The 20,803-nt window shown below is 68.1% G+C and carries 20 protein-coding genes; 18 read left to right on the top strand and 2 right to left on the bottom strand.

Features of this window, described 5'->3' with window-relative positions:
* Positions 1-75: 75 nt before the first annotated feature.
* Both HNR24_RS02980 and HNR24_RS02985 read left to right on the top strand, forming a co-directional pair.
* Positions 76-774, top strand: coding sequence for a FadR/GntR family transcriptional regulator (locus HNR24_RS02980; RefSeq protein WP_182494970.1), 699 nt, complete (start codon positions 76-78; stop codon positions 772-774).
* 5 nt (positions 775-779) lie between these two features.
* Positions 780-1,484, top strand: a complete 705-nt coding sequence (locus tag HNR24_RS02985; RefSeq protein WP_182494971.1) for a DUF8185 domain-containing protein — start codon at positions 780-782, stop codon at positions 1,482-1,484.
* A 37-nt stretch (positions 1,485-1,521) separates the two neighbouring features.
* Here the strand turns inward: HNR24_RS02985 and HNR24_RS13925 are convergent, their stop codons facing one another.
* The gene (locus HNR24_RS13925) at positions 1,522-2,049 is read right to left on the bottom strand and encodes a globin (RefSeq protein ID WP_310735453.1); all 528 of its coding nucleotides are present in this window, start codon (positions 2,047-2,049) and stop codon (positions 1,522-1,524) included.
* Positions 2,050-2,314: 265 nt separating this feature from the next.
* On the opposite strand from HNR24_RS13925, the gene HNR24_RS02995 reads away from it, so the two are divergent.
* The 9 genes from HNR24_RS02995 to HNR24_RS03035 all read left to right on the top strand — a co-directional run bounded on the left by HNR24_RS02995 (position 2,315) and on the right by HNR24_RS03035 (position 11,430).
* Positions 2,315-2,788, top strand: a complete 474-nt coding sequence (locus HNR24_RS02995; RefSeq protein WP_182496068.1) for a ribose-5-phosphate isomerase — start codon at positions 2,315-2,317, stop codon at positions 2,786-2,788.
* A gap of 3 nt (positions 2,789-2,791) precedes the next feature.
* Positions 2,792-3,655 carry an Fpg/Nei family DNA glycosylase gene (locus HNR24_RS03000; RefSeq protein ID WP_182494973.1) on the top strand — a complete coding sequence of 288 codons (864 nt, stop codon included), beginning with the start codon at positions 2,792-2,794 and terminating at the stop codon, positions 3,653-3,655.
* 83 nt (positions 3,656-3,738) lie between these two features.
* Positions 3,739-5,823 (top strand): threonine--tRNA ligase, encoded by a 2,085-nt coding sequence (thrS, locus tag HNR24_RS03005; protein ID WP_182494974.1) that lies wholly within the window; start codon positions 3,739-3,741, stop codon positions 5,821-5,823.
* 6 nt (positions 5,824-5,829) lie between these two features.
* On the top strand, positions 5,830-6,372 hold the full coding sequence (locus HNR24_RS03010; RefSeq protein WP_182494975.1) for an HIT family protein: 543 nt from the start codon (positions 5,830-5,832) through the stop codon (positions 6,370-6,372).
* Complete coding sequence (gene pgsA / locus HNR24_RS03015; RefSeq protein WP_058889156.1) at positions 6,373-6,987, top strand: phosphatidylinositol phosphate synthase; 615 nt, start codon at positions 6,373-6,375, stop codon at positions 6,985-6,987.
* 191 nt (positions 6,988-7,178) lie between these two features.
* Entirely contained in the window at positions 7,179-7,934 is a 756-nt protein-coding gene (locus tag HNR24_RS03020; RefSeq protein ID WP_232301794.1) for a DUF429 domain-containing protein, read from the top strand.
* 216 nt (positions 7,935-8,150) lie between these two features.
* Positions 8,151-9,539, top strand: a complete 1,389-nt coding sequence (locus HNR24_RS03025) for a GntP family permease (protein WP_179442457.1) — start codon at positions 8,151-8,153, stop codon at positions 9,537-9,539.
* A 13-nt stretch (positions 9,540-9,552) separates the two neighbouring features.
* A complete protein-coding gene (locus HNR24_RS03030; protein ID WP_182494976.1) occupies positions 9,553-10,347 on the top strand; it encodes an SDR family oxidoreductase in 795 nt (264 codons plus the stop codon).
* Between the two features lie 3 nt (positions 10,348-10,350).
* Positions 10,351-11,430 carry a zinc-binding dehydrogenase gene (locus HNR24_RS03035; protein WP_182494977.1) on the top strand — a complete coding sequence of 360 codons (1,080 nt, stop codon included), beginning with the start codon at positions 10,351-10,353 and terminating at the stop codon, positions 11,428-11,430.
* 141 nt (positions 11,431-11,571) lie between these two features.
* Here HNR24_RS03035 and HNR24_RS03040 read toward each other — a convergent pair whose 3' ends face one another.
* Positions 11,572-13,782, bottom strand: a complete 2,211-nt coding sequence (locus tag HNR24_RS03040) for a M3 family metallopeptidase (protein WP_182494978.1) — start codon at positions 13,780-13,782, stop codon at positions 11,572-11,574.
* 103 nt (positions 13,783-13,885) lie between these two features.
* Between HNR24_RS03040 and HNR24_RS03045 the strand changes: the two genes are divergently transcribed.
* The 7 genes from HNR24_RS03045 (at position 13,886) to secF (ending at position 20,722) form a co-directional block, all read left to right on the top strand.
* The gene (locus HNR24_RS03045) at positions 13,886-14,644 is read left to right on the top strand and encodes a YebC/PmpR family DNA-binding transcriptional regulator (protein WP_058889161.1); all 759 of its coding nucleotides are present in this window, start codon (positions 13,886-13,888) and stop codon (positions 14,642-14,644) included.
* A 16-nt stretch (positions 14,645-14,660) separates the two neighbouring features.
* Positions 14,661-15,473: a crossover junction endodeoxyribonuclease RuvC gene (ruvC, locus tag HNR24_RS03050; RefSeq protein ID WP_182494979.1), complete on the top strand. Its 813-nt coding sequence runs from the start codon at positions 14,661-14,663 to the stop codon at positions 15,471-15,473.
* An 81-nt stretch (positions 15,474-15,554) separates the two neighbouring features.
* The gene (ruvA, locus tag HNR24_RS03055; RefSeq protein ID WP_182494980.1) at positions 15,555-16,163 is read left to right on the top strand and encodes a Holliday junction branch migration protein RuvA; all 609 of its coding nucleotides are present in this window, start codon (positions 15,555-15,557) and stop codon (positions 16,161-16,163) included.
* 38 nt (positions 16,164-16,201) lie between these two features.
* Entirely contained in the window at positions 16,202-17,194 is a 993-nt protein-coding gene (gene ruvB / locus HNR24_RS03060) for a Holliday junction branch migration DNA helicase RuvB (RefSeq protein WP_179442993.1), read from the top strand.
* Between the two features lie 75 nt (positions 17,195-17,269).
* Positions 17,270-17,608, top strand: a complete 339-nt coding sequence (locus HNR24_RS03065; RefSeq protein WP_058889163.1) for a preprotein translocase subunit YajC — start codon at positions 17,270-17,272, stop codon at positions 17,606-17,608.
* Positions 17,609-17,618: 10 nt separating this feature from the next.
* A complete protein-coding gene (gene secD / locus HNR24_RS03070) occupies positions 17,619-19,595 on the top strand; it encodes a protein translocase subunit SecD (RefSeq protein ID WP_182494981.1) in 1,977 nt (658 codons plus the stop codon).
* On the top strand, positions 19,595-20,722 hold the full coding sequence (secF, locus tag HNR24_RS03075) for a protein translocase subunit SecF (protein WP_058889164.1): 1,128 nt from the start codon (positions 19,595-19,597) through the stop codon (positions 20,720-20,722). Before secD ends, secF begins: the two co-directional genes overlap by 1 nt.
* Positions 20,723-20,803: the final 81 nt, after the last annotated feature.

Raw genomic sequence — 20,803 nt, forward strand, 5'->3', positions numbered from 1 at the left:
CCACGTCCCAACTAAGATAACACCTTTCCACCTGAAAGGTGTGATGTTTATGTCTGTGTGCACCAAGGAGGCTCTGTGGCGAACCCTTCCGTAGCCCGCGTGGGTCGGGACGCGATCTCGGAGACCCTCGGGCGCGAGATCGTGGACGGGGCGCACGTAGCCGGCGCTGTGTTCACCCTGGAGTCGCTGCAGCAGCGCTTCGGCGTCTCACGCACCGTGGCCCGGGACAGCGTCAAGGTGCTCGAGTCCCACGGCCTGCTCTACTCCAAGCGTCGCATCGGTCTGGTCGTGACTGCCGCCGAGCATTGGGACGTGATGTCGCCCGCGGTGATCAGCTGGCGGCTCGCCTCGGCCGCCGCGCGTGAGGCCTTCATCGAGCTCACCCAGCTGCGCATCGCCGTGGAGACCGAGGCGGCAGCCCTGGCCGCCACCGGACGCACCGAGGTCCAGGCCCACCAGATGCTGGATCTCGCGGCCACCATGCGGCGGCTGGGGGAGTCCGAGCGGCTCAGTGAGTTCATCCAGGCCGACATCGCCTTTCACCGGCTGATGCTTCGAGCCGGGGGCAATTCGATGTTTGCAGCACTGGCCGAGGTCGTCGCCGAGGTGCTCACCGGACGGACCAAGCATGGCCTGATGCCCACCCGTCCGATGCCCGAGGCGCTCGACGCCCATGACGGCGTCGCCCGAGCGATCGCGGACAAGGACCCGCGCGAGGCCCGGCGGTACATGGAGATCCTGGTCGATGAGGTGCGCTCCGCTCTGGAAGAATGAGCCCCATGACTGACTCGCTGCGATTCGCTGAAGCCGTTTCGCTCCAGGACCTCTCCACCTATATCAAGCGCGCCCGCCGCATCCAGGAGCAGGGGATCCGTCTGCAGGCCGTGGGCCAGGTGCTGGCCGCCTGGGTGCCGGTGATGACCCCGGGCTCTCTGCTGAGCCAGCTGCCCGCCGTGCTGGGGCTGCGCACCGTCGCCCTGGCCGAGGACTCCCGCGCCGATGTCACCGCAGAGCTCAGCTCGATCAGCGAACGGATCGCCCGGATGAACCCCGCCGAGACCGAGCTGGCGCTCCCGCCGAGCCGGCTCAGCGTGCCCTGGGCGGCGGTCACGCCGCCACGCGCGGGCTGGGACCCGCTGGGCAGCCTGCGCGATGACCACCTGCGCGCCCAGGCCCAGTCCGGGATCACCCAGATCACGCAGGCGGTTCCGACCACGGCGGGAGCCGCCGTCGTCGAGCAGGTCCGAGAACAGGTCTGGGGCGCAGACCTGCAGGTTGATGCCGATGCCGCCGCCGAGGCGCAGCCGCTGCAGGACGCCGCCATCCCGGCCGGCGCGGCCTTCGGCGCCCACGCCTTGAACTTCCTCGCCCCGGAGGGCGCGGGGGGAACCACCGCAGTGCATCGCCGCGGCCGCTGGATCCGGCTGAGCTCCCAGGGCGGCTACATCCTGTGCCGCAGCACCCGGGAGCCGGCCACGCTGTGAGCGAAGCGGCGCGCCGCAAGTCAGCGGTTGACGCAGGTCAGCGGTTGACCATCGAGTGCGCGGCGCGCTCCAGGTAGTCCCACAGGATCTGCTCGTGCAGCGGGGAGAGCTCGGCGGCGTCCACCCCGGCGCGCATGAACTCCAGCCACTTGTCCCGGGCCTGGGCATCCACCGCGAACGGCATGTGCCGCATCCGAAGCCGAGGATGCCCGCGCTGCTCCTGGTAGGTGCGCGGTCCGCCCCAGTACTGCTCCAGGAACATCAGCAGCCGCTCCTTCGCCGGCTGAAGGTCCGCCTCGGGATACATCGCCCGGAAGTCCTCATCCTCGGCGACATGGTCGTAGAAGACCTCGACGATCGTGGCGAAGGTCTTGCGTCCGCCGACGGCATCGTAGAAGCTCTGCTGCTCCGCGCCTGAGGGTCCCGGGTTGGGCTGCTCGGGGTTGGGCTGCTCCGGATTGGCCGGCTCAGAGGTGGTCTGTGCTGGAGTGGAAGGCGTCGCGGCCGCCTGGTCATTGGGCGGGCGGCCGGGAAGCCCGGAGACCTGGGAGGGAGGACGGCCCACCGGGCGCACGGTGGCGATCGGAGCTCCGAGTCGGTTCGAGAACTTCGGGAGCTCGCGGGCGGGCTGGGACTCTTCTGCAGACATGTTCCTCCTCTGGCGCGGTGCAGGGTGCAACGATACTCGCTCGCGCCGTGTTCCCCGCGAGCCCCCGGTCCGCCGGGCGGTCCGCGCCGGCACCCGCGGGCTCCCCGTAGGATTGTCCCCGGCACCCGGCCCGAAGCGTCCTCGCCCCCGAAAGGTCTGAGAAGAGATCATGGTAGACAGCATGGAAGTCCACATCGCCACCGATCACGCCGGAATGGAGCTCTCCGCTCACCTGGTGGAGCACCTGCGTGGTCTCGGCTACACGCTCATCGATCACGGGCCGCGCGAGTATGACGCCCTGGATGACTACCCGGCGTTCTGCATCCGCGCCGCTGAGGCCGTGGTGGCCGCTCGCAGCGCCGGGAAGAACGCGCTGGGCATCGTGCTGGGCGGTTCCGGCAACGGTGAGCAGATCGCGGCGAACAAGGTCACCGGCGTCCGGGCCGCACTGGCCTGGAACCACGACACCGCGGTGCTGGCGCGCGAGCACAACGACGCCAACGTGGTCGCCCTCGGTGGTCGCCAGCACAGCCTTCAGGAGGCCACCGGAATCGTGGAGGCCTTCCTCGGCGCGGACTTCAGCGGCGATGAGCGCCACGCGCGCCGGATCGGGAAGATCGGCCACTACGAACGCACCCGAGAGATCCTCGACTGATCCATGCCTGAAGGCCATACCCTCCACCGGCTCGCCGCGCAGATCAACACGGTCTTCGTGGGCCGCCCGTGGCGGGTCAGCTCCCCGCAGGGACGCTTCACCGCCGGCGCGCAGCGACTGGACGGGCAGACCCCGGAACATGCCGAGGCCTGGGGCAAGCACCTCTTCGTCCACCTCGGGCCGGAGATCTGGCAGGTCCATTTGGGGCTCTACGGCGCCTTCAGCTTCCGCGGGGACGCGGACTTCGCGGCGGAGACCACCATCGGAGCCCCACGCGCCGCGGCGGTGACCTTCGAGCCGCACTACGACGCCGAGGGCTGGCTCATCCCGGAACCGCCCCAGGGTGCGGTCCGAGCCAGGATCAGCGCCCGGCACGGCTGGGCGGACCTCCGGGGACCCGCCACCTGCGCGGTGCTTCAGCTCGCGGAGTATCAGAAGGTCATCGGCCGTCTGGGTCCGGACCCGCTGCGCCAGCCGCAGACCGACACGACCCCGCGCAAGGACTTCCTGCACAACCTCAGCCGGCGCAGGATCAGCATCGCCGCGGCCCTGATGGACCAGGCCGTGATCGCCGGCGTCGGCAACATCTACCGGGCGGAATCCCTGTTCCTGGAGCAGCTGGATCCGCACACGCCGAGCAACCAGCTGGACCCCGAGCGCGCCGCAGCCCTCTGGGACCGGCTCAGCGAGCAGCTGCGCGACGGCGTGGCCGAGGGTCGGATCCGCACCGTGCGCACCGGCGGCTCCCGTCGGCACTGGGTGTATAAGCACCAGGGGACCGGGTGTCCGCGCTGCGGGACCCTCATCGAGGCGGCGGAGCTGCAGGGCCGTCGGCTCTACTGGTGCCCGGGGTGTCAGCGGGACTGAGCCGGCACCGCAGGCTCCAGGCGCTTCGGCGGGATCAGTTCGGCCGGGGTTCCCGTAGAATCACCTGGGTCCGCAGAACATCCATGAGGAGTACATCCCAAGTGTCCGAAAACGCAGCATCGGAAGCCCCGTCCCAGCCCGCAGCACCGGCTGAATCCATCAGCATCACCCGCGACGGCGAGACGGCGAGCATCGAGCGCGGCACCACCGGCACCACGCTCTTCGCCGCGGAGAAGACCACGGTGGTCATGCGGGTCGACGGCGAGCTCTGGGACCTCTCCCGGGAGATCCCGGCCGGCGCCGTCGTCGAGGGGGTGGACATCTCCAGCCCGGACGGGCTCAACGTGCTGCGCCACTCCACCGCCCACGTCATGGCCCAGGCGGTCCAGCAGCTCTACCCCGAGGCCAAGCTCGGCATCGGCCCCTACATCACCGACGGGTTCTACTTCGACTTCGACGTCGCCGAGCCCTTCACGCCGGAAGATCTGAAGAAGATCGAGAAGGCCATGCAGAAGCTGATCAATCAGACCCAGCTCTTCGAGCGCGAGGTGGTCAGCGAAGACCAGGCCAAGGCCGCCATGGCCGAGGAGCCGTATAAGCTCGAGCTGCTCGGCGTCGCCAGCGACGGCAGCAGCGCAGGTGCCGCTGAGGCCGCCGAGGGCGCCAACATCGAGGTCGGCGGTGGAGAGATCACGATCTACCACAACGTGGATCGCCACGGGGAGCGGATCTGGTCCGACCTCTGCCGCGGACCGCACCTGCCCAACACCAAGCTGATCGCCAACGCCTACGCCGTGATGCGCTCCGCCGCGGCCTACTGGCGCGGCAAGGAGACCAACCCGCAGCTGCAGCGCCTCTACGGCACCGCCTGGCCGACCAAAGAGGACCTGAAGGCCTATAAGGAACGGCTCGCCGAGGCCGAGCGCCGCGACCACCGCCGGCTGGGCTCCGAGCTGGACCTCTTCAGCTTCCCCGACGAGCTCGGCTCCGGTCTGCCGCTGTTCCACCCCAAGGGCGGCATCATCAAGCGCGAGATGGAAGACTACGTCCGGACCCGGCACATCGAGGCCGGCTTCCAGTACGTGGGCACCCCGCACATCTCCAAGGACGGCCTGTTCCACACCTCGGGACACCTGCCCTACTACGCCGACACCATGTTCCCGCCGCTGCATGTGGATGAGGAGCGCGACGCCGAGGGCAACATCACCAAGCAGGGCCAGGACTACCGGCTCAAGGCGATGAACTGCCCGATGCACAACCTGATCTACCGCTCCCGCGGCCGCTCCTACCGCGAACTGCCGATGCGGCTCTTCGAGTTCGGCTCGGTCTACCGGTATGAGAAGTCCGGTGTGATCCACGGGCTGACCCGGGTGCGCGGCTTCGCCCAGGACGACTCGCACTCCTATGTCACCAAGGAACAGGCCCCCGACGAGGTCCGACACCTGCTGACCTTCGTGCTCTCGCTGCTGCGCGACTTCGGGCTCGATGACTTCTACCTCGAGCTCTCCACCCGGGACGAGGACTCCGAGAAGTTCATCGGCAGCCCCGAGCAGTGGGCCGAGGCCACCAAGGTGCTCGAAGACGTCGCCACCGAGACCGGTCTGGAGCTGGTCGCGGATCCCGGCGGTGCGGCCTACTACGGCCCGAAGATCTCCGTGCAGGCCCGCGACGCCATCGGCCGGACCTGGCAGATGTCCACGGTGCAGTATGACTTCAACCAGCCCGCGCGCTTCGGGCTGGAGTACCAGGCCGCCGACGGCACCCGGCAGGAGCCGGTGATGATCCACGCCGCGAAGTTCGGCTCCATCGAACGCTTCCTCGGCGTGCTCACCGAACACTACGCCGGGGCGTTCCCGGTGTGGCTCTCCCCGGTCCAGGTCCGCGCGATCCCAGTGGCGGAGCCGTTCAACGACTACCTCGCCGAGGTGGTCGCCAAGCTGCAGGCCGCCGGTGTGCGCGCGGAACTCGAAGACAGCAGCGACCGTTTCCCGAAGAAGATCCGTACGGCCTCGAAGGACAAGATTCCGTTCGTGCTGATCGCCGGGGGCGACGACGCCGACGCCGGAGCGGTCTCGTTCCGGTTCCGCGACGGCAGCCAGGACAACCAGGTGCCGGTGGACGAGGCCGTGGCCCGGATCCTGGCAGCGATCGAATCCAAGGAAGGCTGAACCGGCGTGGGGTCCGAAGAGGAGTTTGAACTGGCGGGCGTGCCGGATGCCTTCCAGCGCCTCTGGACCCCGCACCGCGCCGCCTATCAGAAGCGCGGCCAGGACCAGGTCAGCGGTTCCGGGGATTGTCCGTTCTGCCAGGGCCCGCTGCGCAGCGACGAGGAGTCGCTGATCGTGCACCGCGGCGAACGCTGCTTCGTGCTGCTGAACCTCTACCCCTACAACCCCGGTCATCTGATGGTCTGCCCCTACCGGCACGTCCCGGACCTCACCGACCTTGACGCCGAGGAGTCGGCGGAGTTCATCGCTTTGACCCAGCAGAGCATGCGCGTGCTCCGGGCGACGGCGAACCCGGGCGGATTCAACCTCGGGGTGAACCAGGGCAAGGTCGGCGGGGCGGGCATCGCGGCGCATCTGCACCAGCACGTGATCCCACGCTGGAACGGGGATACCAACTTCATGCCGATCATCGCGCAGACCAAGAACCTCTCGCAGACGCTGGGGGAGACCCGTGCTCTGGTGGCCGAGGGCTGGGAGGCGAACCGCTAGATGCTCAACCGCTACGCGCGCGCCTTCTTCGGCGGGCTCTTCACTCCCATCGCCAAAGCCCTGCTCGGGCTGGGCATGACCCCAAACATGGTGACCGTCATCGGCACCATCGGCGTCTGTCTGGGCGCCCTGGTGTTCTACCCCATGGGAGAGCTGTTCTGGGGCACGGTGTTCATCACCGTCTTCGTCTTCTCGGATCTGATCGACGGACTGATGGCACGGATCAGCGGACAGGGTTCGGTGCTGGGCGGCTTCCTGGACTCCTGTCTGGACCGGGTCCAGGACGGTGCCGTGTTCCTGGGTCTGATGATCTGGTTCTTCACCGGGGGAGACCACCTCTGGCTCGGCATCGCGTCCGCATTCTGCCTGCTGGCAGGCAGCCTGGTCTCCTATGTGCGGGCCAAGGCGGAGGCGCTGGGTTACACCGCCGACGTCGGGATCGCCGAACGCTCCGAGCGGATGGTGCTCACCCTGGTGTTCACCGGCTTCACCGGTCTGGGCCTGCACCCCTCGGTGCTGCTGATCGTGCTGGTCCTGCTCGGGATCGCGTCGGTGGTCACCATCGCCCAGCGCTTCCAGACCGTGATCCGCCAGACCGCCGCCGCGACCGACTGACCCGACGGCCGGCACTCCGCCCGCCCCAGCTCCGCCCGTCCCGCCACGTTCGTCGCATCCCTATGCGATGTCCCATCGCTATATCCGTCCAAACCCATGGGACGTGGCACAGAGGTGCGACAGATGGGTGAACAAGCCACAGTGGGGCGTGGGGACACCGGCGGATCGGCGTCGTTGGTAGCGTCAGGGTCATGAGCCACGCCCCGATGCGCACCGCCGGAGTTGATCTGGCCGCCGAGAGCAGGGGAACCGCCCTCGCGGTCATCGAATGGGCTGCCCGAGGAGCCTGCCTGGAGCAGCTGACTCTTGATGTCGATGACGCACAGATCACGCGCGCGGCGCCCGGTGTCGCGATGATCGGGATCGACTGCGCGTTGGGTTGGCCCGATGAGTTCGTCGGTTTCCTGGTGGAGCACGCCGACCTCCGGGGTGCGCACGTCCCGGACGGTGGCATGGCCTGGCGGCGAACGCTGGCGTACCGGGAGACCGACCGGCATGTGCGCGAGCAGACCGGTCGCTGGCCGCTGAGCGTCTCCACTGACCGGATCGGGCTGACCGCGATGCGCTGCGCAGGTCTCTTGGGGCGACTCGCCGCCGAGGGGCTCGTCGTCGACAGGTCCGGCCAGACCGGCGCCGTGGTGGAGGTGTACCCGGGTGCCACGCTGCGGCTGTGGGGCTGGGAGGTCCGCGGGTACCGCAGAGATCCGGAGGTGCGGCGCGGACTGGTCCAGCGGATGCAGCGCGAGGCGCCGTGGTTGGACCTCGGGAGGCATGTCGAGCTGATGGTGGACTCCACCGACTGCTTCGACGCCGTGGTGGCCGCCCTCGCGACACGGGCTGCCGCTCTGGGGAGGTATGACCCTCCGCCGGCAGACCATCAGGCGCGCGCAGGACGAGAAGGGTGGATCGTGCTGCCATCCTGTTCGCTCGCAGACCTTCGTCCCTGAACCTCGCGGCGCGGCTGCGTCGAGATCTGTCCGAGGGCGCTGTTGCAAGTGACCCCACGCCTGCGACAGGTACTACCTTTTCTTGCCAAAAGTACTACCTGTCTGCCACCATGTGACTGGAAACACACCCCAGTGACTCTGCGCGGTCGCGATGAAGCTTCGACGTTGACGCCATCGACCGCGCACTCCCACTCAGACTTTGCAACGGAGACACCCATGGAAGATTGGACTCAGACACTGGGCACAGGCCCCTTGTTGTCCATTGCTGTCGGCGCGATCGCGCTGATCCTGCTGCTCATCATTCGATTCAAGGTCCACGCGTTCATCACCTTGATCGTGGTCTCGACCCTCACCGCCGTCGTTGCGGGCGTTCCACTCTCGGTCCTCTCTGAAACCTTGACCGATGGGTTTGGAGCCACGCTCGCCAGTGTCGCGATCCTGGTGGCCCTCGGTGCCATGCTGGGACGCCTCGTGGAGCACTCGGGCGGTGCCAAGGCTCTCGCCGAGGCACTGATCTCCCGCTTCGGTGAACGCCGAGCTCCATTCGCCCTCGGCATCGCCTCGCTGATCCTCGGCTTCCCGATGTTCTTCGACGCCGGCCTGGTGATGATGCTCCCGATCGTCTTCGCCGTGGCACGGCGAGTCACCGGCAAGAGCGTCCTGCTCTTCGGTCTGCCCACGGCCGCCGCGTTCTCGGTCATGCATGTCTTCCTGCCGCCGCACCCGGGACCAGTGGCAGCCTCCGAACTCTACGAGGCCAACCTCGGCATCGTGCTCCTGGTCGGACTCATCATCGCCTACCCCCTCTGGTACGTCGCGGGTTACCTGTGGGGTCTCTTCGTCGGTAAGCGCCTGATGGTTCCGGTTCCCACGATCTTCGGTGAGATCGATGACGATCAGCCGACGAATCCTCCCCGAGTCAGCACCATCGTCTTCCTGCTGCTGCTGCCCATGACGCTGATCCTGTTCAACACCGGCCTCAACAGCCTGACCTCGGTGGGAGTCTTCGACGGCGAGAGCACCTGGGTGCAGGCGCTGTCCTTCCTCGGCACCACCATGATGGCGCTGTTGATCACCGTGATCGTCGCGACCATCGTGCTCGGATACCGCCGCGGGGAATCCGGCACTGCCTTGGAGAAGCTCCTGGACTCGGCCCTCGGCCCGGTCTGCTCGGTCATCCTGATCACCGGCGCCGGCGGAATGTTCGGCGGAGTGCTGCGCGCCTCAGGGATCGGCGATGCGCTGGCGGACTCGCTCAGTGACCTCGGACTGCCGGTGATCGCTGCCGCGTACCTCATCGCGGTCGCGATCCGCCTGGCTCAGGGTTCGGCGACGGTCGCGCTGGTCACCGCTGCAGGTCTGGCCGCCCCGGCTGTGCTCGCGGGAGACTTCAACTCGATCCAGGTCGCAGCCATCGTCCTGGCGACCGCCGCCGGCTCGGTGTTCGCCGGACATGTCAATGACTCAGGCTTCTGGCTCGTCGGCCGGCTCATGGGAATGGACGTGAAGGAGACGCTGAAGACCTGGACCGTGCAGCAGGCGCTGCAGTCCGTGCTCGGGTTCCTCCTGGTCGTCGTCGTCTACCTGGCCGCCTCGCTGCTCTGAAAGGAACCGCACCGTGACACACAGCAACACCGAGACCAGCGCACCGAATCTCTTCGACATCACTGGTCAGCATGCGCTGATCACCGGCTCCTCGCGGGGCCTGGGCCGGCAACTGGCTCTGGCCCTGGCCGGAGCTGGGGCTGAGGTCACCTTGCATGGTCGTGACACCGCCGCGCTTGAAGAAGCACGGCGCGAGGTCGAGGGCATCTCGGGTCGGCCCGTCCACAGCGTCACCTTCGACGTGACGGACGCCGATCAGGTCCGCAGCGAGTTGGACCGGCTGGTCGAAGAACGCGGGACCCCTGACATCCTGGTCAACAACGCGGGCCTCCAGCGCCGGGCCTCCTTCCAGCATTTCGAGACCCGGGACTGGGACGACGTCGTCGGCTCCAATCTCAGCAGCGTCTTCTACGTCTCTCGCGCGCTGGTCCCGAGCATGATCCAGCGCGGCTCCGGCAAGATCATCAACATCGGGTCGGTGCAGTCCATGCTGGCTCGCGAGACGATTGCGCCGTACTCCGCCACCAAGGGCGCTGTCGCTCAGCTGTCCAAGGGGATGGCCGCGGATCTGGCCCGGCATGGGATCCAGGTGAACACCATCTCCCCCGGGTACTTCGCCACCGACATGAATCGAGCCCTGGTGGCGGATGAAGATTTCAACCAGTGGGTCTGCAAGCGAACCCCAGCAGGACGCTGGGGCTCGCTCGACGAGCTCTCCGGTGCGCTGCTCTTCTTCAGCTCCGCGGCGTCCAGCTTCGTCTCCGGACAGAACCTGTTCGTCGACGGCGGCATGACCTCGGTGGTGTGACGCATGGCTACAGAGAACACCTCTACGGCAGCACCGCTGGAGACGAATCACGCGTTGGTGATCCATGGCGCGCAGAGCTGCCACTGGGAGCCAGTGCCCATGCCGGTCCCGGAAGAGCACCAGGTGCTGCTGCGGGTGGCCTACGTCGGGATCTGCGGCTCGGACCTGCACTATTACCGGGATGGCGCCAACGGCGACTTCCAGGTCCGTGAACCTCTGATCCCGGGCCATGAGCTCTCAGCAACGGTGGCTGAGGATCCAACAGGTGAGCTGCGTGCGGGGACTCCGGTGACCGTGCATCCAGCACGATGGGGCACGCCCCAGCCCGGCCTGGAGGACGCCCCGAACCTCTGGCCCGGCGGGTCCTACCTGGGCAGCGCGTCCACCTGGCCGCACACCCAGGGAGCCCTGGCTGAGTTCATCGTGGTCGATCGCACCATGCTGCGGGTTCTGCCGGAACAGCTGCCGATCCGTCGCGCGGTTCTCGCGGAACCACTCGCGGTCGCGCTCCACGCCGTTGAACAGGCCCGCTCGGTCGGTGCTCATCCGGAGACCGCACGGATTCTGGTCTCCGGGGTGGGCCCCATCGGCCTGCTGACCGTCGCGGCCCTGAAGGCTGCCGGAGCAGCCCATATCACCGCAACAGATGTGGTTCCCCAGGCTCTGGAACGCGCTGAGCGCCAGGGGGCCACCGTGTGCCTGGATGTGTCCAAGGAGAACGTCCCGGAGCGCTCCTATGACCTGGTCTTCGAGTGTTCGGGAGTGGATGCGGCCATCGCTTCGTCGACCTCGCGCGCTCTGCGGTCAGGCGGCGTCCACGTCCAGGTGGGGATGGTCTCGGCGACGTCGAGTCCGATCGGGCTCTCACGCGTGATCTCCGGGGAGATACGCATCGTCGGGGCCTTCCGATTCGTCCACGAGATCGACGACGCGATCAGGCTCCTCGAGTCGCACTCGGCGATCGAAGACGTCATCACCCATGAGCTGGACCCCAAGGATCCGGGCCCTCTGTTCGCCACCGCGGCGGATCCCAGACTCTCGGGGAAGGTCATCGTCGGGGTCACGGGCACGCCACGGCCCTGACAGGTGCGCCGAAGGGTGCCCAGTGGGGTGTGCTGAAGGCTGCACTCAAGGGTGGCCAGTGGGGGCACTGGCACCCCGAAGACGCAGCGGCGGCACGCCCGGGGAATCAGATTCCCCGGGCGTGCGGCTCATCCGTCCGTCCTAGAGTCCCAGCTGGCGCAGCAGGGCGCCCATGGCGGGGTCCCGGCCGAAGGTGATCCGGTAGGACTTCAGCGGATCTCGGGTGTTGCCGCGGGCCAGCAGCTCGCGGCGCACCTGGGACCCCGCGGCGACCAGCGCCTGCTCGCGCTCCTCGGCGCTGGGGCGTGCACCCAGCTGTTCGCGGTACCACTGTGAGGCGTCAGCGGCGAGCACCTGGGCCCACAGGTAGGAGTAGTAGCCGGCGGCGTAGCCGGATCCGGCGAAGATGTGCTTGAAGAATCCGGTTCCGTACCGCGGCGGCACCAGGGGATGATCCAGCCCCCAAGCAGCCAGCGCCTGGGCGGAGAACCCCTCGGGGTCCTGCGCCGCGGCCTCGGCCTCCTCCACTGAGAGCGTGTGCCAGGCCAGGTCCAGGACGACGGCGGCGATGTGCTCGAAGGTGCTGAATCCCTTCTCCAAGAGTTCCTCCGCCGGGGGCGTCTGTCCTGCCTCGGCCAGACCCCCGGTGAACAGCTCCTGGAAGATCTCATTGACCTGGGACGGGAACTCGACGTTGTCCCGCGGCACCGCGGTCCCGGAGAGCTCCTCGAACTCGGCCTCGGCGAGCAGACCATGCAGGGCATGACCAAATTCGTGGAAGAGCGTGCGCATCGCCGAGGGCGTCAGCGCAGCTTCTTCCCCAGGGGCCGGTGCGGTGATGTTCAGCGCGTTGATCACCACCGGAGAGGATCCGGTGAGGGTGGAGGCCACCGAGAAGGAGTTCATCCACGCCCCGCCGGACTTGCTCGGCCGGGCAAAGAGATCGAGCAGGAACAGTCCGACACCTGCACCGGGCCGCTGTTCGGCGGAGCGCTCGAAGACCTCGAAGCTGCGCGCCCCGGGAGCGAAGCCGGGCAGGTCCTGACGTTCCACCACGGTGATTCCGTAGAGCCGGGAGGCGGCCTCGAAGACGCGCCGCAGCGCCTCCTCCAGGGGCACGGACTGTCCCTGGGTCGCAGGGTCGTGCTGGTTCGAACGGGTCGAATCGGCGGCGGAACGCTGTTTCGCCACGGAAGCGATGCCGAAGCTGATGTCCCAGGGCTGAAGCGTGGCTGCGTCCTCGGACGGGGTCTCTTGAGCCGCGCCATCCAGCGCCGCGCCATCACGCCCCGCACCATCAGGCCCTGCGCCATCAACCACCCCGGCCTCATGCAGCGTCTGCAGCTCGGTGCCGAGCCGGGCCCGCGCGCCGTCGGCGATGGTGCGCAGCATCGCCTCGATGCTGGCTCGATCCTCCGCCGTGCGTGCTGGCAGCACGCTGTCCAGGTGATGCTCGAAACCCAGCATCTGAGCGCGGCGGGCCCGCAGCAGGGCGATCTGCGCGCCGATCTGGCTGGTGGTGCGACCCTGATCATCGGTGAGGGTGCCGCGCGCGGTCGAGGCCTCGTGCAGCCGACGCCGGGAGTCGCGAACGCTCATCCTCTCCAGAGGCGCCTGTTGCACGGGCAGGTTCAGCTGCAGCAGAGCTCCGCTGTCATGGCCTGCCTCCCGGGCGGCGGCCCTGGCGGAGGCCAGCTCCTGCTCGCTGAGTCCCGCGAGCTCCGAGTCTTCGGCGTAGTGCACGGCGTGTGCGGCAGCCTCCTGGCGCTGAAGCTGAGCGTAGGCAGTCTCCGCGGCGCTGAGCTCGAGGTTGATCTCTCGCAGCTGCGCCTGGGTGGCTTCCTCGAGTCCCGCCCCGGCCGCCCGGGACTGCTCCAGGGTCTTCGCCAGCATGCGCTGCTGTTCCGGGCTGGCGCGTGTCTCACCCTGCGCCAGCGCAGAGTCCAGAGCGGAGAGCCTGCGGTAGAGCCCCGGATGCAGCGTGAGCCAGTCCCGATGCCCGGCCAGCTGCTGGGCCAGCTCCTGCTGGACCTGCTGCCGCTCATCCGTGGCGTGGACTGAGAACATGCAGGAGAACGCCCGCTCGACCCGGGAGAGCAGCCGGCTGGAGAGTCCCAGCGGGTGCAGCACGGTGGCCACCGTGGCGGGGGAGTCATCCTCGGCGATCGCCGCGACCACCTCGCGCTGGGCGGCGATGCCGGCTTCGAGGGCGGGCAGCCAGTGCTCGTCCTGGATCAGGGAGAGATCGGTGAGCCCGTAGTCCAGGGTGCCCTCTTGAAGCAGCGGATTCCGCGTGGGCGGCGGGCCCGTCGTCGTGTTCTGCGCGGCTGAGCGTTGCTCGGTGTGCTCCATGAGACTCAACGTCCTCTCCGATAGGCTGGTGGCAAGACTATACGACGGTTGCTTGAGGCAACTGTTGACTGCCATCACCCTGACGTCATCCACGAGGAGAACCATGGCCGGCCATTCCAAATGGGCCAACACCAAGCACCGCAAGGCTGCTGTTGACGCCAAGCGTGCCAAGCTCAACGGGCGCTATATCAAGCAGATCGAGGTGGCGGCGCGCAACGGCGGCCCAGACCTCGCCGGCAACCCCGGTCTGGAGCTCGCCGTCTCCAAGGCGAAGAAGAACTCGGTCCCCAATGACAACATCGACCGCGCGATCAAGCGCGGCGCCGGCCTCTCCGGGGACAGCGTGGAGTACGAGGAGATCACCTACGAGGTGCGCGGCCCGCAGGGCTCGGCGCTGCTCGTGGAGTGCCTGACGGATAACCGCAATCGGGCGGCCTCAGAGGTGCGCATCGCGGTCACCCGCTCCGGCGGCACCGTTGCGGACCCCGGCTCGGTGGCGTACATGTTCCAGCGCAAGGCCGTGGTGCAGCTGCCCAAGGCTGAGCTGAGCGAGGACGACGTCCTGGCTGCGGTCCTGGAGGCCGGGGTCGAGGACGTCATCGAGCACGACTCCAGCTTCGAGGTGCGCGCCGAGCCGCAGGACCTGCACGCGGTGCTCAAGGGCCTCGAGGAGGCCGGGCTCAGCTGGGACAGCGATGAGGTCGAGTTCGTCTCCGACGTCACGGTGGACCTCGACGTGGACGCCGCCAAGAAGTTCTTCAAGCTCCACGACGCCCTGGAAGACCTCGACGACGTGCAGAACGTGCACACCAACGCCGATCTCAGTGCTGAGACGCTGGCGGCGCTCGAGGCCGAGGACTGAGGCAGGCCCGGCACCCATGGCGACGGCGTCCAGCCCCCACCCGGGCCGTGGCAGCAGCAGCCCGGCAGGATTCGTCTCCGGGACAGCAGGGACCTCGCGGACCGCGCAGCGGATCCTCGGGGTGGACCCCGGGCTGACCCGTTGCGGCTTCGCGGTGGTGGAGATGAACCTGAATCGCACCGGCGAGTCGCTGCATGTGGAGGTCACCGGCACCAAGGCCGCCCAGGATCTCGCGGAGCGGATCCTGGCGATCCAGCGCGCCGCCGAGGTGCTCCTGGATCGATTCGCCCCCGACGTCCTTGCCATCGAGCGAGTCTTCGCGCAGAACAACGCGCCCACCGTGGTGGCTACTGCGCAGGCCTCCGGGGTGATCATCGCGGCGGCTGCCGCCCGCGGCATCCCGGTGGCCTGGCACACCCCGTCCGAGGTCAAGGCCGCCGTGACCGATGACGGCAACGCCGATAAGCAGGCCGTGGCCCGGATGGTGCAGCGGATCCTGAAGCTTCCCGGTCTGCCCACCCCGGTGGATGCCACCGACGCCTACGCGGTGGCCATCTGCCACGGCTGGCGCTCCGGAATCGGCGCGCGGTTCAACATGTCCGGGTCCACACAGACCCACCAGGGCGCCATGACCGCGCTGCAGCGCGCCCAGCAGGCCGCCGGCTCCAAGCCAGTCGGCTCGACCTCGGCCAGCGCGTCGGCCAGCGCGAGGTCGGCGGGTTCGAACCAGGGCGGTTCGAAGCCGCGATCCCCTCGCGGGACCCCGTCTGGGGCCTCGCTGACCCCCGCCCAGCGCGCCTGGATGGAAGCGGCGAAGCGGGCACGCTAGAGTGTTCGAATACATGTTCTAATGGCACCGGGGTCACCCCTGGTCCGTGACCAGTCGCCTGCGGCGACGGTGAGGTGAGAAATGATCTCTTCCATCCGTGGCGACGTGCTCCATGTCGGCACCGATCACGCGGTGGTCGAGGTCTCCGGCTTCGGCCTGCACGTCTCCGCCACCCCGAAGACCCTGGGGGAGCTGCAGCGCGGGACCGAGACCCGGCTGCACACCAGCTTCGTCCCCCGTCAGGACGACGCGCCGCTGCTCTTCGGCTTCTCCGAGCTCTCCGAGCGGGTCATCTTCACCACCCTGGTCTCGATCTCCGGCATCGGCCCGCGGATGGCGCTGGCGGTATTGGCGGTGCACACCCCGCACGAGGTCCACCAGGCCATCGCTGAATCTGACACCGCGGCCTTCACCAAGGTCCCCGGCATCGGGAAGAAGACCGCCCAGCGGATCCTGCTCGAACTCGCCGGGAAACTTGTCATCGACCAGCCGGCCGCGCCCGCCGCCGTCGTCCCCACCGAACCGGAGGTGGCCGTGCAGGTGCGTGAGGCGCTGGTCTCCCTGGGCTGGATCGAGAAGGACGCCCGCCTCGCCGTGGACCGGCTGCTCAGCGCAGAACCCGATCTGGCCCAGGCCGACGTCTCCACCGTCCTGCGGCAGGCGCTGCGCAGCCTCGGGGGCGCCAGGTGAGCGCCGACGCCCCCCGGGAGCTCCTCGGCGCCTCCTCGATGACCGAGGAGCGTGCCATGGAGGCGGCGCTGCGCCCGAAGGCGCTGAGCGACTTCGTGGGACAGCAGACAGTGCGCCGCCAGCTCTCGCTGGTGCTCGAGTCCTCCAGGATCCGCGGCACCGCTTCGGACCACGTGCTGCTCTCCGGGCCTCCCGGGCTGGGCAAGACCACCCTGGCGATGATCATCGCCGCCGAGATGAACGCCCCGCTGCGGATCAGCTCCGGTCCCGCGATCCAGCACGCCGGGGACCTGGCCGCGATCCTGTCCTCGCTGACCGAGGGCGAGGTGCTCTTCGTCGATGAGATCCACCGGATGTCCCGGCCCGCGGAGGAGCTGCTCTACATGGCGATGGAGGATTTCCGGGTGGATGTGATCGTCGGCAAGGGCGCCGGCGCCACCTCGATCCCGCTGGAGCTGCCGCCCTTCACCCTGGTGGGAGCCACCACGCGGGCAGGCCTGCTGCCGGGGCCGCTGCGGGACCGGTTCGGCTTCACCGGTCAGCTCGAGTTCTACAGCACCGAGGAGCTCGAGCTGGTGCTGCGCCGTTCCTCGGCGATGTTGGAGATGAATGTCGCCTCGGAAGGATTTGCCGAGATCGCCGGGCGCTCCCGGGGCACTCCGCGGATCGCGAACCGACTGCTGCGCAGGGTGCGTGACTGGGCGCTGGTGCACCGCGTGGACCAGGTGGACCGGGCGACCGCGGCCGAAGCTCTGGAGATGTACGAGGTCGATGAGCGCGGCCTGGACCGTCTGGACCGGTCCGTGCTGGAGGCGCTGTGCCTGAGGTTCAAGGGCGGACCGGTGGGACTTTCCACCCTGGCCGTCCTGGTCGGAGAAGAGACCGAGACCGTGGAGACCGTGGCCGAGCCCTACCTGGTGCGGGAGGGGCTGCTGGCCAGGACACCGCGTGGGCGCGTCGCCACTGACCAGGCCTGGCGGCACCTCGGGCTGACCCCGCCGGACCGGCATCCTGATAGTCTGTCGGGTTGAATGCCCGGCCAGCTCTGGGTGAATTGAGCTCCACGCTGGCCGAGAACACCCCGCGACGAGAGATTGGCCCGATCTGTGAACGCTTCGCCCTATTACGCCCAGCTCCTTGCGACCGCAGGAGGGGGCGGACCCGCGCTGGATCCGTTCCTGCTGATCATGATCGCCATCCTGGTGATCTTCATGGTGCTCACCTTCCGCCGCGGAAAGAAGATGCGTGACGAGCAGACCAAGGCTCGCGGAGGCGCCGTGGTGGGTGCCCAGGTGGTCACCGCCGGCGGGATAGTCGGGACTGTGGTGACCCGTGACGAGGAGGCCCAGCGGGTGACTCTGGAGTTCAGCTCCGGGGACCGGGTGGACTTCCTCATCGGCGCCATCCAGCAGGTGGTCGAACCCGCCGCGACACCAGAGGACTGATCCGGCTCCTATGGCTCCACGCACCCCCGTCGCGAGTGCCCGCGGCGCCCTGATCGGTCTGCTCGTGCTGTTGCTCGGCATGGGCGGACTTCTTGCCTACGCGGTCCAGGACGGCCGTGCCCAGTGGGCGCCGCTGCTCGCCCTGGACCTCGAAGGCGGCACCCAGATGGTCCTCTCGCCCCAGGTGGAGGGCGGTGAAGAGATCGACTCCGAGCAGCTCGAACAGGCCGTGGAGATCATCCGGCAGCGCGTGGACGGCTCCGGCGTCACCGAATCCGAGATCGCCACCCAGGGTGCCGAGAACGTGGTCGTGGGCATGCCCGGCGTGCCCGACGAGGAGACCCGGGAGCTGATCCAGGCCTCCGCGAACATGGAGTTCCGGCCGGTGATCCAGGTCGATCAGGATCTGGACTTCCTGCAGCAGTCGCTGCTTGAGGATGAGGACCTCACCGAGGAGGAAGCCGAGGCGCTCGAAGAGGAGCTCTCGGCGGCCCAGGAGGAGGACGAGGAGCCCGCGGCGCAGCCGGAGGACTTCGAGGAGCCCACAGCGGAGCCGGAGAACGGCTCTGACCCGAACTGGATCACCCCAGAGGTCGCCGCCGAGTTCGCGAACTTCAGCTGCAGCACCGAGATCAGCCTCGAAGAGCGCGCCGCAGCGGCCGACGACGAGCCGCTGAGCGCATGTGATCCCACCACCGGCACGAAGTACCTGCTGGGACCGGTGGAGGTCCCCGGGACCAACATTGCCGATTCCAGCTTCGGCATGGAGCAGTCTCAGAGCGGACAGTCCACAGGACGCTGGGCGGTGACCATCAACTTCGACGCCGAGGGCACCGATTCCTTCCGCGACACCACCACCCGCCTGGTCAACCTGGAAGCTCCGCGGAACCAGTTCGCCATCATGCTCGACGGCCAGGTCATCTCGGCCCCGACCACCCAGGCGGCGATCGTCGACGGACGCCCGCAGATCACCGGTGACTTCACCGAGGACGAGGCGCGCGGGCTCTCTGAGCAGCTGCGCTACGGCTCGCTCCCGATCAGCTTCGAGATCGAGTCCGAACAGCAGATCTCCGCCACCCTCGGCGAGGAGCAGCTCCGGCTGGGTCTGCTCGCCGGCATCATCGGGCTGGTGCTGGTCGCGGGCTATGCATTGTTCCAATACCGGGCGCTGGGTCTGGTGACCATCGCCTCCCTGGTGGTTGCAGGCGTGATGACCTGGTGGGCGATCGCGCTGCTGGGCTGGAGCGACGGGTACAGGCTCTCGCTCGCCGGCATCGCAGGCCTGATCGTCTCGATCGGTCTGACCGCTGACTCCTTCATCGTGTACTTCGAGCGCGTCAAGGACGAGCTGCGCGAAGGCCGGTCGCTTCCCGGTGCAGTGGAAGCTGGCTGGGCCCGCGCCCGACGCACCATCCTCGCCTCGAAGGCCGTGAACATCATCGCCTCCGTGGTGCTCTACCTGGTCGCCGTGGGCAACGTGCGCGGCTTCGCGTTCACCCTGGGACTGACCGCGATCATCGACATCATCCTGGTCTTCCTCTTCACCCACCCGCTGATGCAGCTGATCGCCCGGAGGAAGTTCTTCGCCGCAGGCAAACCCTTCTCGGGGCTCTCCGAGAATGAGCTGGGCGTGGACGTGCTCTACCGCGGACGCGGACGCTTCGCGCGCAGCAGCGTGGTCGCGGCAGGTCCGATGACCCCCCGCGACTCCACCGCCGACCCCGGCGGGGAGGGGCCCCCGAGCAGTCCGCTGCCTCGCTCAGCCGGCACCCCCGATGACGCTCGGGAGGCCCGGGACGCCCGCGTCGAGGAACTTCCTGAGATCTCGGAGCTGGAATGGAGCCAGATGACCATCGCCGAACGACGCCGCGCCCGCGCCGCCGCCGCGCGGCAGCGAAGCGCCGAATCAACTGGTGACGGCTCAGCGGTCGACACCGAGGTATCGGATGAGCGCGTGACATCGCGAGAGACCGAGGAGGACCGCTGATGGCTGCAGGATTCGCCAAGACCGGCAACCAGCTCTACACCGGTGAACGGTCCTACCCGTTCATCCAGCGCTCGAACCTCTGGTTCCTGCTCGCCGGGATCCTGGTGCTCGCCTCCATCGCGGTGCCGTTCTTCCGGGGCGGTTTCAACCTGGGAATCGAGTTCACCGGCGGATCGGAGTTCACGGTCTCACAGACCCAGGACACCGACATCGCCATCGGTGAGGACGCCGTCTCCGAGGTCTCCGGCCAGGAGGCGATCGTCACCAACGTCGCGCCGAACACGGTGCGGGTGCAGACCGCTGAGCTCAGCGACACCGAGACCCTGGAGGTCGCCGACGCGCTGCAGCAGGGCTACGGGGTCTCCGCGGAGCAGGTCAGCTCCACCTTCATCGGCCCGGTCTGGGGCGAGCAGATCTCGCAGCAGATGACGCTGGGCCTGGTGATCTTCGTGGTGCTCGTGGCGCTGTACATGGCGTTCTACTTCCGCACCTGGACCATGTCGCTGGCGGCGATGCTGGGACTGGGGTTCGTGGTGATCACCACGGTGGGCATCTACGCGCTCACCGGATTCGAGGTCACCCCCAGCGCGATCATCGGCTTCCTGACGATCCTCTCCTACGCCCTCTACGACACCATGGTGGTCTTCGACAAGATCCGAGAGAACCTGGAGCCGCTGCACGCGCAGAAGGACCAGACGTTCACCGAACGGGTGAACCTGGCGGTGAACCAGACCTTGGTGCGTTCCCTAAACACCTCTGTGGTCGGCATCCTGCCGGTGGGATCGATCCTGTTCATCGGCTCGCTGCTGCTCGGCGCCGGGACCCTGCGTGACATCTCGCTCTCGCTCTTCGTGGGCATCATCGTGGGCACCCTCGCCACGATCTTCATCCAGGCTCCGCTCTACGCCCGGATGCGGCGCAACGACAAGGACATCAAGGCCCATACCGAAGAGGTGCTCAGGCTCCGCGAGACCCGAGGGGTATACGCGGTCACCTACTCCGGCACCGCGCTGGATGAGTCCGGGCGTCCCGTGGCGTTCCCGCCGCTTCCGGAGCCGGAGCCCGAGGAGGAGCCGGAGGACGAGGACGACTACCAGGTCATCATTCAGGCTCGGCACGAGCACTGAGTCTCAGCCGTCGCTGAATTGGGGCTACAATTGCCGACACGCCGTCTTCAGCATCCCGGCGCAGCCCTAGGGAAAGCAGGT

This window comes from Nesterenkonia sandarakina (genome assembly GCF_014138825.1).
Lineage (GTDB): Bacteria > Actinomycetota > Actinomycetes > Actinomycetales > Micrococcaceae > Nesterenkonia > Nesterenkonia sandarakina.

Coding starts and splice junctions, on each gene's coding strand:
- HNR24_RS03045 (WP_058889161.1), top strand. CDS start 13,886: ATGGCCGGCCATTCCAAATGGGCCAACACCAAGCACCGCAAGGCTGCT.
- HNR24_RS03025 (WP_179442457.1), top strand. CDS start 8,151: ATGGAAGATTGGACTCAGACACTGGGCACAGGCCCCTTGTTGTCCATT.
- ruvA (WP_182494980.1), top strand. CDS start 15,555: ATGATCTCTTCCATCCGTGGCGACGTGCTCCATGTCGGCACCGATCAC.
- secD (WP_182494981.1), top strand. CDS start 17,619: ATGGCTCCACGCACCCCCGTCGCGAGTGCCCGCGGCGCCCTGATCGGT.
- pgsA (WP_058889156.1), top strand. CDS start 6,373: ATGCTCAACCGCTACGCGCGCGCCTTCTTCGGCGGGCTCTTCACTCCC.
- HNR24_RS03000 (WP_182494973.1), top strand. CDS start 2,792: ATGCCTGAAGGCCATACCCTCCACCGGCTCGCCGCGCAGATCAACACG.
- thrS (WP_182494974.1), top strand. CDS start 3,739: ATGAGGAGTACATCCCAAGTGTCCGAAAACGCAGCATCGGAAGCCCCG.
- HNR24_RS03035 (WP_182494977.1), top strand. CDS start 10,351: ATGGCTACAGAGAACACCTCTACGGCAGCACCGCTGGAGACGAATCAC.
- ruvC (WP_182494979.1), top strand. CDS start 14,661: ATGGCGACGGCGTCCAGCCCCCACCCGGGCCGTGGCAGCAGCAGCCCG.
- HNR24_RS02995 (WP_182496068.1), top strand. CDS start 2,315: ATGGAAGTCCACATCGCCACCGATCACGCCGGAATGGAGCTCTCCGCT.
- secF (WP_058889164.1), top strand. CDS start 19,595: ATGGCTGCAGGATTCGCCAAGACCGGCAACCAGCTCTACACCGGTGAA.
- HNR24_RS03020 (WP_232301794.1), top strand. CDS start 7,179: ATGAGCCACGCCCCGATGCGCACCGCCGGAGTTGATCTGGCCGCCGAG.
- HNR24_RS03040 (WP_182494978.1), bottom strand. CDS start 13,782: ATGGAGCACACCGAGCAACGCTCAGCCGCGCAGAACACGACGACGGGC.
- HNR24_RS02985 (WP_182494971.1), top strand. CDS start 780: ATGACTGACTCGCTGCGATTCGCTGAAGCCGTTTCGCTCCAGGACCTC.
- ruvB (WP_179442993.1), top strand. CDS start 16,202: ATGACCGAGGAGCGTGCCATGGAGGCGGCGCTGCGCCCGAAGGCGCTG.